The organism is Arthrobacter sp. 05T47 (genome assembly GCF_056395825.1).
Window position 1 is genome coordinate 99,577 of the sequence record NZ_JBFTKG010000003.1, and the last position, 12,359, is coordinate 111,935.

10 protein-coding genes are annotated in these 12,359 nt (G+C 68.1%); 7 read left to right on the forward strand and 3 right to left on the reverse strand.

Going from position 1 to position 12,359, the window contains the following annotated elements; genetic code table 11:
* Positions 1-271: 271 nt before the first annotated feature.
* From AC1DEY_RS04215 to dhaM, 6 genes are all read left to right on the forward strand, one after another.
* Positions 272-2,764 (forward strand): ATP-dependent Clp protease ATP-binding subunit, encoded by a 2,493-nt coding sequence (locus tag AC1DEY_RS04215; RefSeq protein WP_441408239.1) that lies wholly within the window; start codon positions 272-274, stop codon positions 2,762-2,764.
* A gap of 213 nt (positions 2,765-2,977) precedes the next feature.
* Positions 2,978-5,101 carry a S9 family peptidase gene (locus AC1DEY_RS04220; protein WP_476866892.1) on the forward strand — a complete coding sequence of 708 codons (2,124 nt, stop codon included), beginning with the start codon at positions 2,978-2,980 and terminating at the stop codon, positions 5,099-5,101.
* A 116-nt stretch (positions 5,102-5,217) separates the two neighbouring features.
* A complete protein-coding gene (locus AC1DEY_RS04225; RefSeq protein ID WP_476866893.1) occupies positions 5,218-5,751 on the forward strand; it encodes an amino-acid N-acetyltransferase in 534 nt (177 codons plus the stop codon).
* Positions 5,752-6,293: 542 nt separating this feature from the next.
* Positions 6,294-7,295, forward strand: coding sequence for a dihydroxyacetone kinase subunit DhaK (gene dhaK / locus AC1DEY_RS04230; protein WP_441408236.1), 1,002 nt, complete (start codon positions 6,294-6,296; stop codon positions 7,293-7,295).
* A 2-nt stretch (positions 7,296-7,297) separates the two neighbouring features.
* Positions 7,298-7,924, forward strand: coding sequence for a dihydroxyacetone kinase subunit DhaL (gene dhaL / locus AC1DEY_RS04235; RefSeq protein ID WP_441408235.1), 627 nt, complete (start codon positions 7,298-7,300; stop codon positions 7,922-7,924).
* Positions 7,921-8,604, forward strand: a complete 684-nt coding sequence (gene dhaM, locus AC1DEY_RS04240; RefSeq protein ID WP_441408234.1) for a dihydroxyacetone kinase phosphoryl donor subunit DhaM — start codon at positions 7,921-7,923, stop codon at positions 8,602-8,604. The genes dhaL and dhaM overlap by 4 nt, the downstream gene beginning before the upstream one ends.
* 25 nt (positions 8,605-8,629) lie before the next feature.
* Here dhaM and AC1DEY_RS04245 read toward each other — a convergent pair whose 3' ends face one another.
* On the reverse strand, positions 8,630-9,127 hold the full coding sequence (locus tag AC1DEY_RS04245; protein ID WP_476866894.1) for a hypothetical protein: 498 nt from the start codon (positions 9,125-9,127) through the stop codon (positions 8,630-8,632).
* Between the two features lie 16 nt (positions 9,128-9,143).
* Positions 9,144-9,980, reverse strand: coding sequence for an A/G-specific adenine glycosylase (locus AC1DEY_RS04250; protein ID WP_441408232.1), 837 nt, complete (start codon positions 9,978-9,980; stop codon positions 9,144-9,146).
* A gap of 404 nt (positions 9,981-10,384) precedes the next feature.
* Here AC1DEY_RS04250 and AC1DEY_RS04255 point away from each other — a divergent pair, with 404 nt between their 5' ends.
* Positions 10,385-10,972: a hypothetical protein gene (locus AC1DEY_RS04255; RefSeq protein WP_441408231.1), complete on the forward strand. Its 588-nt coding sequence runs from the start codon at positions 10,385-10,387 to the stop codon at positions 10,970-10,972.
* 32 nt (positions 10,973-11,004) lie between these two features.
* On the opposite strand, the gene disA is transcribed toward AC1DEY_RS04255, so the two are convergent.
* Positions 11,005-12,081, reverse strand: a complete 1,077-nt coding sequence (gene disA / locus AC1DEY_RS04260) for a DNA integrity scanning diadenylate cyclase DisA (protein WP_441408230.1) — start codon at positions 12,079-12,081, stop codon at positions 11,005-11,007.
* Between the last annotated feature and the right edge of the window lie 278 nt (positions 12,082-12,359).

A 12,359-nucleotide genomic window follows, 5' to 3' on the forward strand; every position in this document is an offset into this window, starting at 1 on the left:
GGAGGCCTGCGGGCAAACCAAGAAGGCCCGCCGGCAACCCGGGAGGCCCGCCTGCCCACGCGCGAAGGGCCCCGCGAAGGGCCCAGCCAAGGGCCCGCCTGGCCCGGACTGCGGCGCCGGCCGGCAGGCTTCCGGGCGGTTCACGCCGCCGTCGGGGACACGGTCCGGGCGGGGGCGCGCAACCCACGGGTTTCCCCTGTGGCGAACAAGCCCCAAATCTGGAACCCGGCCACGTAGCATCAAAGTACGTCGTAGCTAGGAGTGTGGCGAAATGTTTGAGCGATTTACGGACCGTGCCCGTCGCGTAGTTGTGCTTGCCCAAGAAGAGGCACGCATGCTGAACCACAATTACATTGGTACCGAACACATCCTCTTGGGTCTGATCCATGAGGGTGAAGGTGTTGCCGCCAAAGCCCTTGAATCCTTGAGCATTTCGCTCGACGGTGTCCGCGAGCAGGTGCAGGAGATCATCGGCCAGGGCCAGCAGGCGCCGTCCGGCCACATCCCCTTCACGCCCCGTGCCAAGAAGGTCCTGGAGCTCTCGCTGCGCGAGGCCCTGCAGCTGGGCCACAACTACATCGGTACCGAGCACATCCTCCTCGGCCTCATCCGGGAGGGCGAAGGCGTGGCCGCCCAGGTGCTCGTCAAGCTCGGCGCCGACCTGAACCGGGTCCGCCAGCAGGTCATCCAGCTGCTCTCCGGCTACCAGGGCAAGGAAACCACCGGCGCCGGCGTCGGCCCCGGCCAGGCCGAAGGGACCCCCGCCGGTTCCGTCGTCCTGGACCAGTTCGGCCGCAACCTGACCCAGGCAGCGCGGGAGAACAAACTGGACCCTGTGATTGGCCGCGAGCAGGAAATGGAACGCGTCATGCAGGTCCTTTCCCGCCGCACCAAGAACAACCCGGTACTGATCGGCGAGCCCGGCGTCGGCAAGACCGCCGTCGTCGAAGGCCTGGCCCAGGCGATCGTCCGTGGGGATGTCCCGGAGACCATCAAGGACAAGCAGCTCTACACGCTGGACCTCGGCTCCCTCGTGGCAGGCTCCCGGTACCGCGGTGACTTCGAAGAGCGCCTGAAGAAGGTCCTCAAGGAAATCCGCACCCGCGGCGACATCATCCTGTTCATCGATGAGATCCACACCCTTGTGGGTGCCGGTGCCGCCGAAGGCGCCATCGATGCGGCCTCGATCCTGAAGCCCATGCTGGCTCGCGGTGAGCTCCAGACCATCGGTGCCACCACGCTGGACGAATACCGCAAGCACATCGAGAAGGATGCCGCGCTGGAGCGCCGCTTCCAGCCGATCCAGGTCAAGGAACCCTCTGTTGCGCACGCGATCGAGATCCTCAAAGGCCTCCGCGACCGGTACGAGGCACACCACCGCGTCACCATCACCGACGGCGCCCTCGCCTCGGCCGCGGCCCTCTCCGAACGCTACATCTCGGACCGGTTCCTGCCGGACAAGGCGATCGACCTGATCGATGAGGCCGGTGCGCGGCTGCGCATCCGCCGCATGACCGCTCCGCCAGAGCTCAAGATCATGGACGAGAAGATCGCTGCCATGAAGCTGGAGAAGGAATCCGCGATCGACGCGCAGGACTTCGAAGGCGCCGCGTCGCTGCGCGACAAGGAGCAGAAGCTCATTGCCGAGCGCGCCGAGAAGGAACGCCAGTGGAAGACCGGCGGCATGGACGACATCTCCGAAGTCGATGAGGACCTCATCGCCGAGGTGCTGGCGAACTCCACCGGCATCCCGGTCTTCAAGCTGACCGAGGAAGAGTCCTCGCGCCTGCTGAAGATGGAAGACGAACTCCACAAGCGCGTGGTCGGCCAGGACGAGGCCATTAAGGCCCTGTCCCAGGCGATCCGGCGCACCCGTGCAGGCCTGAAGGACCCCAAGCGTCCGGGCGGCTCGTTCATCTTCGCCGGCCCCACCGGCGTCGGCAAGACCGAGCTGGCCAAGGCCCTCGCGGAATTCCTGTTCGGCGAGGAAGACGCGCTGATCACCCTGGACATGTCCGAGTACTCGGAGAAGCACACCGTCTCCCGGCTCTTCGGTGCCCCTCCGGGCTACGTGGGCTACGAGGAAGGCGGCCAGCTGACCGAGAAGGTCCGCCGTCGTCCGTTCTCCGTGGTCCTGTTCGATGAAGTGGAGAAGGCGCACGCCGATCTCTTCAACTCGCTGCTGCAGATCCTGGAAGACGGCCGCTTGACCGACTCCCAGGGCCGCGTGGTGGACTTCAAGAACACCGTGATCATCATGACCACGAACCTCGGCACCCGGGACATCTCCAAGAGTGTGGCCACCGGCTTCCAGTCCGGCACGGACACGCAGACCGGCTACAACCGGATGCGCGCCCGGGTCACGGAGGAGCTCAAGCAGCACTTCCGCCCCGAGTTCCTGAACCGTGTTGACGATGTTGTGGTCTTCCCGCAACTGACCCAGGACGAGATCATCGAGATCGTGGACATGTTCGTTGGCCGGCTCGAGAAGCGCCTCAAGGACAAGGACATGGGCATCGAGCTCACGTCGGCGGCCAAGGTGCTCCTGGCAACCCGCGGCTACGACCCCGCCATGGGTGCCCGGCCGCTGCGCCGCACCATCCAGCGCGAGATCGAGGACCAGCTCTCCGAGAAGATCCTCTTCGGCGAGCTGCACGCCGGAGACATCGTGGTGGTGGATGTGGAAGGCGAGGGCGACACCGCGAAGTTCACCTTCGCTGGCAACGCCAAGCCGCGCATCCCGGAGATCGCTCCCAGTGTCTAGGCAGTAATTTCCTAGGGCCCCGTCCGTTCCGAAAGGAACGGACGGGGCCTTTGCGTTGTGCGCTCACCTCCAGCGGTCAGGTGGGAAATCGCGCCGGCGGCGCAACGTCGCAGGTCAGCGCCATGTGGCCCGGCCCGACGCCGGTCTGAAAGCATTGGTTCACTCTTAGTGAACTTTTTGTGATCAACGCCACAGAGGGTGTTGAATCGGTGCATGGCTGCCAAGGACTCAGAGACCCTGAGCGAACAACCCGAGACCCCTTTCCATGATCTGGACCATTACCTCGCAATCCCCAAGGTGAGCGGTTTGGCGCTGAGCCCCGACGGCTCCCGGCTGGTCACCACCGTGGCCACGCTCGGCGCGAAGGGCACAGACTTCTGCACCGCGTTGTGGGAAGTGGACCCGGCCGGAGTCAAACAGGCCCGCCGGATCACCCGCAGCGCCAAAGGGGAGGCCGGCGCGGTGTTTGCCGCCAACGGCGACCTCTACTTCACCTCCGCGCGTCCTGACCCGGAGAGCCCCGACGCCGACCCCGTCAGCGCCCTCTGGATACTCCCGTCCGACGGCGGCGAAGCACGGGTGGCCCTGTCCCGCGCCGGCGGAATCGGCGCGGTCCACGCCGCCAGGGATGCCGACACCGTCGTGGTCACGGCCTCGGTCCTGGCCGGCTCCACCGACGAGGACAACGACGAAGAACGCCGCAAGACGCGCAAGGACAACAAGGTCGCGGCCATCCTGCACAGCGGCTATCCCGTCCGCTACTGGGACGCGGACCTCGGTCCGGCGCAGCCGCGGCTGTTCGCCGTCGAATCCGGAGGGCCGCTGGAGGCCGGAAAGCCGACGACGGTCGACGCTGCGCCGCCGCTGCAGCTCCGCAACCTGACGCCCGACGCCGGGGCCGGACTCCGGGACGCCGTCTCGGTGGTCAGCCCGGACGGCCGGACCATCTACAGCAGCTTCGCGAAGCCCCTGGCGAACGCCGATTCGCGTTTCGTGCTGGTCGCCGTCGACGTCGCCACCGGCACCCGGACCGTCCTGCTGGACACGGAAGGCATGAGCTACTTCCCGGGACCTGTCAGCCCGGACAACCGGAGCCTGGTGGTGGTCAGCGAAAGCGACACCACGCCGTTTGAGGCCCCGCAGGTCAAGCTGCACCTCCTCGACGTCGCCGGTCCGGCAGCGGGCGAGGGCACGCTCACGCCGCTGGCCCATGACTGGGACCGGTGGGCCCGCCCAGCCGCCTGGCTGCCGGACGGATCGGCCCTGCTGGTCACCGCTGACGAGGACGGCGCGTCGCCGGTGTTCCGGATCGTTGTGGCAGGGGAACCGGGCGAGGCCGGCCAGGTGCTGCGCCTGACGGACGACGCCGCCGCGTACACCGACGTCGTCGCCGCACCGGACGGACGCAGCGCGTACGCCCTGCGCAGCTCGTACGAATTCCCCGCCGAACCGGTGCGGATCGACCTCGACGGCGGCGGCGTCGTCCGCCTGCCCGCGCCGGCGGAGCGCCCCGAGTACAAGGGGACGCTGGAGCGTGTGGAGACGACCGCTGCCGACGGCGCCAGGGTGCCCGCGTACCTGGCCCTGCCGGAGGGCGCGTCCGCGGCGAGCCCGGCCCCGCTGCTGCTCTGGATCCACGGCGGCCCGCTGGGATCCTGGAACGCCTGGACCTGGCGCTGGAATCCGTGGCTGCTGGTGGCCCGCGGCTACGCCGTGCTGCTCCCGGACCCGGCCCTCTCCACCGGCTACGGCCAGGACCACATCCAGCGCGGCTGGGGGGAATGGGGCAAGGCTCCGTTCACGGACCTGATGGCCATTACCGACGCCGTGGTGCTGCGCCCGGACATCGACGAGACGCGCACGGCCGCCATGGGCGGTTCCTTCGGCGGGTACATGGCCAACTGGGTGGCCGGGCATACAGACCGCTTCAAGGCAATTGTCACGCACGCCAGCCTGTGGGCCCTGGACCAGTTTGGCCCCACCACGGACGCCGCGCAGTACTGGCTCAAGGAAATGACGGCCGAGATGGCCCTGGAGAACTCCCCGCATCTGCACGTGGAGAACATCCGGACCCCCATGCTGGTCATCCATGGCGACAAGGACTACCGGGTGCCGATCGGCGAAGGGCTGCGGCTCTGGTACGAACTGCTCGCCAAATCGCAGCTGGCGGCCGACGAGAACGGCGAAACGGATCACCGGTTCCTGTACTTCCCGGACGAGAACCATTGGATCCTGCAGCCGCAGCACGCCAAGGTCTGGTACGGCGTCGTGGAGCACTTCCTGGCCAGGAACCTGCTGGACAAGGACATTCCCGTCCCCGACGAGCTGGGCCTCTGAGCCTGACCTTCCTGCCCAACTGACTCGCAGCAGGGGCCGTTATGAGCGTTGAAAACGGCCCCACCTGCGAGTCAGTTGGGTGGGGGAGCGGCCAGGGTCCCCCGTAGGATTGTGCTGTGACTGAGACCGTGACCGAGACCGCCACTGCGACGATCCGCATCCGCCCTGCCCGCACCAGCGACGTTGGCGCCATCAAGACGCTCGTGGCGCCGCTGGCCGACCAACGGATCCTCATGGCCAAAGAAACCGTGGCCTACTACGAAAGCCTGCAGGAATTCCGGATCGCCGAATCCGCGAACGGCGAAGTGATCGGCTGCGGAGCGCTCCACGTCATGTGGGAAGACCTCGCCGAGGTGCGCACCCTGGCCGCCTCGGATGCATGGCGCGGCAAGGGAGTTGGCCACGTGCTGGTGGAGCGGCTGCTGGAAGATGCCCGCGCGCTGGGGGTCTCGCGCGTCTTCTGCCTGACGTTCGAAGTGGATTTCTTCAAGAAGCACGGCTTTGAAGTCATGGCCGACCAGACCGCCGTCGACCCCGTGGTGTATTCGGAGCTGCTCCGCTCCCATGACGAAGGTGTGGCCGAATTCCTGGACCTCGCGCGGGTCAAACCGAACACGCTGGGCAACACGCGGATGATCAAGGAATTGTAGCGCCCGCAGCATCCGTCGGACCGGGACTTCCCATCAATAAATTTGGTGGATAAACTGATCCCGGCCCAGGGGGTGGGCCGCAATACTTTTCGGAGGCAGAAAATTGCTTAACGACGTGATTTTTCCCGATTTCTCCGCTTTCCACAGAACAGCCGCCAGGGCCGCTGACATGCCGGCAGAGCCGCCGGGGTCGCCAGTCCAGACGCCAAATCAGTTGCCCGCCCGGTTGCTCGAGGGCGCAGCGCCGGAACCCGCCAACCGCTCGTCGCCCGCCGCGCCGCCGTTCTCCTGGCTGGGCGTGGACGCCTGGCCGCACTTCCCAGCGCGGGCCGACAAGCAGGCCTGACGCTTCCGCGGGACGAAGAGCGAACCGCATCAACCCCGCCGACCGGAATTCGCAGCCCGCCGCGCATTTGCGGCTCATCAGTGCACTTGCGGCTCCGCCGTGGAGCCCCGGGCCGGGGAAACGGGAGCCTACCGCCGGCCGTGCCCCGGTAGTAGGGTCTAAGCACAGCCAGGACAACCATCCAGGGAGCGCCGCCATGAAGAAACTCATCAATGATCCCAAGGCCGTGGTCGACGAGTCAGTGGAAGGGTTCGGGCTTGCACATGCCGACCTCGTGACCGTCTTCGCGGACCCGAAATACATCGTGCGCAAGGACGCGCCGGTGGCGGGGAAAGTCGGACTCGTTTCCGGCGGCGGCAGCGGACATGAGCCGCTCCACGGCGGGTACGTCGGGGTGGGCATGCTCGACGCCGCCGTTCCCGGCGCCGTCTTCACCTCGCCCACACCGGACCAGATCCTGCCGGCCACCCTGGCAGTGAACTCCGGCGCCGGCGTCGTGCACATCGTGAAGAACTACACCGGGGACGTCCTCAACTTCGAAACCGCCGCCGAACTCGCGCAGGCCGAAGGCGTCGAGATTCGCACAGTCCTGGTCAACGACGACGTCGCCGTGGAAGATTCGCTGTACACGGCCGGCCGCAGAGGCGTCGGCGGCACCGTCCTGGTCGAGAAGATCGCCGGGGCGGCAGCCGAGCGCGGCGACAACCTTGACGCCGTGGCCGCGATCGGGGACCGGGTCAACCAGAACGTCCGCAGCATGGGCGTGGCGTTGTCGGCCTGCACCGTTCCGCACGCGGGGGTGCCCAGTTTCGAGCTCGAGGAAAACGAGATCGAAATCGGGATCGGCATCCACGGCGAGCCGGGACGGCACAGGATTCCCATGGAAAACGCCGACGGCATCACCGACCGCCTCTTGGATCCTGTGGTCAGCGACCTCGGACTGAATTCCGGGGACAAGGTGCTCCTGTTCGTCAACGGCATGGGCGGCACCCCGGCGAGCGAGCTCTACATCGTGTACCGCCGGGCGGCCCAGAAACTCGCCGAGCAGGGCGTTACCGTGGCGCGCTCCCTTGTGGGCAACTACATCACCTCCCTCGAAATGCAGGGTTGCTCCATCACCGTCCTGCGCCTCGATGACGAAATGACGACACTCTGGGACGCTCCCGTGCACACTCCGGCCCTTCGCTGGGGCGTCTGACCGTGGGGCTGGATGTCGGCTGGGCCGTGCGCTGGCTGACGCTCTCGGCGCAGGCCATGGCCGATCACCGGGTGGAGCTGATCGAGCTGGACCGGCCCATCGGGGACTCGGACCACGGCGAGAACATGGACCGCGGCTTCAAGGCCGTGATGGACAAACTGTCCGAGGCGCCGCCGGAAACTCCGGGAGCGGCCCTGAAGCTGACGGCCATGACGCTGATGTCCAAGGTTGGCGGGGCCGCCGGCCCGCTCTATGGCACTGCTTTCCTGCGGGCCGCCACGGCGCTGGGTGACACGTCCGACGTCGACGCCGCCACCTTGGCAGCCGCGCTGCAGGCTGCCCGCGACGGGATTGTGGCCCGCGGAAAGGCCGAGCCGGGGGACAAGACCATGGTGGACGCCTGGACTCCTGCGATCGAGGCAGCCGCCGCCGAGGCCGGCGACGGCGATGTCCGGAAGGTGCTGCTCGCCGCGGCAGAGGCCGCCGAGGCCGGTGCCGTGTCCACGGATCCGATGCTCGCCCGCAAGGGCCGCGCCAGTTATCTGGGAGAGCGCAGCATCGGCCACCGCGACCCGGGAGCGGTCTCCAGCGCGCTGATCCTGCGCGCCGCGGCCGGAGCCACTGAATGACAGTCCGGCTGGTGGTCGTCTCGCACAGCGCCAAGATCGCCGACGGCGCCGCCGAGCTCGCCGCCCAGATGGCGCCGGACGTCCTCATCCTCCCCGCCGGCGGCACCGACGACGGCCGGATCGGCACGAGTCTGGAAAAGGTCATGGCTGCCCTGGAGGAGGCCGCCGGTGACGGGGCCGGTGAAGGCGTCGTGGTGCTCACTGACCTCGGATCCGCCGTGATGACGGCCGAGTCCGCAGTAGAGTTCGCGGCGGATCCGGGATCTGTGCTGCTCGCGGACGCGCCACTGGTCGAAGGACTCGTTGCGGCCGCCGTGGCTGCCCAGGCGGGGGCCGAAGCGGCGGCGGTCAAGGACGCGGCGGAGGCCGTCTACCGGCCCCCGGCCCATCCTGCGGCGGCCGAGCACGGACACCAGCAGCCCCCGGATGCCACGGGGGACTTCGAACTCGTCAACCAGGCGGGAATGCACGCCCGGCCGGCGGCGAAGATCGCCGGAGGCCTGTCCGCCATGGACGCCGACGTGACCGTCAACGGCGCCGATGGCGCCTCGATGACAGAGCTCATGATGCTTGCCGCCGGCAAGGGAACCGTCCTGCACGTGGAAGCCAGCGGCCCCGACGCCGCCAAGGCGGTCGGCTACCTCGAGCGCCTGGTCAGCTCGGGGTTCGGGGAACCGTAAGCGGGCCCGGGCCATCGGATCCGGGCTATGGGGCCCGCCGGAGTCCGTCCGAGTCGAGCACCACGCTGGCTGTGATGAAAGTTCCGCACTGCTCCCCAAACGGATGCGCCGTACGGGGCGTGAAGGCGGCTGTGCGTGCCGGCAACGGATTTCCGGCGGTATCTGTGCCCGTAGCCGTAACTTCGATGCGGCTGGCCGTCAGCGTGTCCATCATCAGCATGCCGGTGAGGGTGCCGTTGGGGGAAGAAGTGGCCGAGCAGACGCCGTCGCCGCCGGAGTGGCCCGGCTCGCAGCCCTGGTCCACGGTGGTGCTCCCTGGAACGAGTTCCAGGTTAGCTTCCTTGCAGCGGCCGTCCTGGCAGGCCGAGAGGTGGATGGTCCGCACCGACGGGGCGTACTCCCGGGCCACGGTAAGGGAAACAACCGTTGCCTGGGCGATCGCCGGGCAAGCGACCTCCGCCCGGCACGAGGTGGCCACGACGGCGGTGAGGGCCAGTGCGGCCGCGGCCGCCAGCATTCGCATGCTCCAGCGTAGATCCTCAGGCAGGGAGCCGGAAGCCGCCCAGGTGCAGTTCCGCGAGGCCGTCGCCCAGCAGGCCGTCCAGCGCGCGTTCGAGCTGTTCGGGAGCGGCATTGAGCCGGTGCAGGGCCGCGAGCGGGATCCCGATCCCATGCGGTTCAAAGCCCAGGTCCGCCGGGGCCTCGTGGAACAGGACCGGAGCCACGGGGTCCTCGGCCACCCGCAGCACGGCCATGACGGCGCCGCGCACCTGCCGGTCGGTGCCGTGCCAGGACTGCCCCTTGGGGGTGTACGTTGGCGGCGGCTCGCCGGCCGCAAGCCAGGCGCAGGACTCGCGGACCGGGCATTGGCCGCACTTGGGGGCCCGCGCCGTGCAGACCAGCGCGCCGAGTTCCATGACGGAGGCGTTCCAGCGCACCGAGGCGCCGGGGTCGGCGGGGAGCAGCGATGCCGCCAGCCTCATTTCGGCAGCGGTGAGGGCCTGCGACGGCAGCGCCGAGCCGGAGACCAGCCGCGCATGGACCCGGCGGATGTTGGTGTCCACCACCGTTTCACGGCGTCCATACGCGAATGCCGCAACGGCAGCGGCGGTGTAGCTGCCCACGCCGGGGAGCTCCAGGAGCTCGGCGTAGGAGCCGGGGACGGCGCCGCCGTGGCTGTCCCTGATTGCTGCGGCGGCGGCATGCAGGCGCAGGGCGCGCCGCGGATAGCCCAGCCGGCCCCAGGACCTGACGGCTTCCCCGGCCGGTTCCCCGGCCAGATCGGACGGCTCCGGCCAGCGGCGCAGCCATTCCTGCCAGACCGGAAGGACCCGTACCACCGGCGTCTGCTGCAGCATGACCTCGCTGACCAGCACGCCCCAGGGCGTGCACTCCGCGGCCCGCCACGGCAGTTCCCTGGCGTTCGACGCGAACCAGCCATCCAGGGCGGCATGGAGGGCGGGGAGATCCGCGGCGCCATCGCACGGCCCGGCGGGCAGGGACTCCCGCTGTGCCGCGGCGGATACTGGGGGCGTGGGGGTTAGAGTTTCGATCCATCCAGCGTAGTAGATCGGGGTAACGGATCGGGACGGCGGCGGGTCCAGCGGCGTGGTCGGACGCCATAGCCCACGCGGTTCTCTAGGCTAGAAGAATGGTCAGGCAAGGCAGTTCAGGAACAGGCGGATCGCGGCCGAAAGGTTCCGGCGGAGGACTGCCCGGGCGAAAGCCCGGACGGCCCCCGCTTACCCGGGTCTACCGCCGTCGCCGACTGGTTGCCGGCGTGGTCCTGCTGCTCATCATCGCCGTGGGCTTCGGCGGCTTCGTGGCCATCTCCAACGCCATCGGCGGCGGCCAGCCGTCCGGCCAGCCGACCGGGGCAGGATCGGCTCCCGCGGGCCAGCCGACCGCCTCCGCATCGGAAAGTTCCGCGGCGTCCGAGGACCCTTCGGCTTCGCCCACGCCGTCCTCGGGAGACGGCTGCGAGCAGAATCTGGTGACCGTCACGGCCGCCACCGACAAGCAGGCCTATGCCGCCGGCGAGAAGCCGATGCTGAGCCTGAAGGTGACCAACAACAACAAGGTCCCCTGCGAGATCAACATTGGGACCTCGCAGATGGAATACATGATCACCAGCGGCTCGGACCGGATCTTCTCGTCCAAGGATTGCCAGGCCGAGAGTACGGACCTGATGAAGACCATTGCTCCGGGCAAGAGTGAAACGGCGAACTTCCCCTGGCAGCGCAACCGCACGGTGCAGGGCTGCGAATCCATCGACGCCAAACCCGGCGCCGGGGGCGCCTACTATGTCTTCACCGCACGGCTGGCGAATAAGACAAGCGCCAAGGGTGCCGTGTTCCAGCTCAACTAACCGGGGCGCCAGGCGTGTGCGGGGGTGAGGGTTTAGAGGAACCGGTCCAGCAGGCTTGCCTCGGCCATCCGGCTCAGACCCTCCCTGACGGTCCTGGCGCGCTGGTCACCGATCCCGTCCACGGTCATGAGGTCATCAATTGTTGCCGCCATCAGGAACTGCAGGCCGCCAAAGTGGTCCACGAGCCGGTCGGCGACTGCCTTCGGCACGGCTTTGAGGCCGGAGAGCAGACGGTAGCCGCGCGGCTGCACGACGGCGTCGAGGTTGGCTTCGCCGCCGGCAAAGCCAACGATCCCGGCGATCTTGCCCAGGTCGATCAGTTCGGTGGGGCCCAGGCTGACGAGGGCCTTGACCGCGTTGTCGATGTCCTCCGCGGAGGCGGCGGGGCCGGAGTAGTCGCGGATGATGACGTCGCTGCCCGGGCCGCGGCCCACGGTGAGCTCGTCCAGCTGCAGCGAGAGCAGGCGGCCGTCCTCGCCGAGTTCCAGGACATACTGGGAGATTTCCTCGGAGATCCTGCGCACCATTTCCTGGCGCTGGAGGGTGACCGCGACGTCGCGGACCGTCACCATGGCCTCGATTTCCAGGGCGGAGAGCGAGCTGGTCACCTGGTCCAGCCGCGAGCGGTAGCGTTCCAGGGTTGCCAGTGCCTGGTTGGCGCGGGCCAGGACCTTCTCTGAGCCCTCCAGGACGTGGCGCAGACCGTTCACGTACAGCGCGATGATCTGCATGGACTGGCTGACCGAGATGACCGGGACGCCCGTCTGGATGGCCACGCGTTCCGCCGTCCGGTGCCGGGTGCCCGATTCCTGCGTTTCGATGCTCGAGTCCGGGACGAGCTGGACGGCCGCGCGCAGGATGTTGCTGGCGTCCTTGTCGCAGACAATGGCACCGTCCATCTTCGCCAGTTCCCGCAGCCTGGTGGGGGAGAAGTCGATGCCGATCTCGAAGCCGCCGGAACAGATGGACTCAATGGTCCTGTCGATGCCCAGCACGATCAGGGCGCCGGTCCGTCCGCGCAGGATGCGTTCCAGGCCGTCGCGAAGGGCCGTGCCCGGTGCCACTCTGGCCAGGGTCGCCTTGAGCGCATCTTCAGGGCTCCGAGCCATAGATTTCCCTTCAAAGGTGCAGGCGCATGCCCGCAAGTGCGCCGGTTTCCAGGGTCTCCCGGCAGGATCAAAAGTACTCAGTTCCCCGCTCTCCCCATGATAGGGGTAAAGCAGGGCCTCTTCCGCACAAGCAAGCCTTAAAGTGGTCCATTGCGACGTTCCGCCGGAGCTCCCGGAAGTGCCGCCGCGGGGACCGTTCGCGGGGGCATTTTGCCGGTGCCGGACCGCCGCTTCGGGCTCCCTTTATTCCCCTGTCATGTCCCCTGCGAACCCAAGTC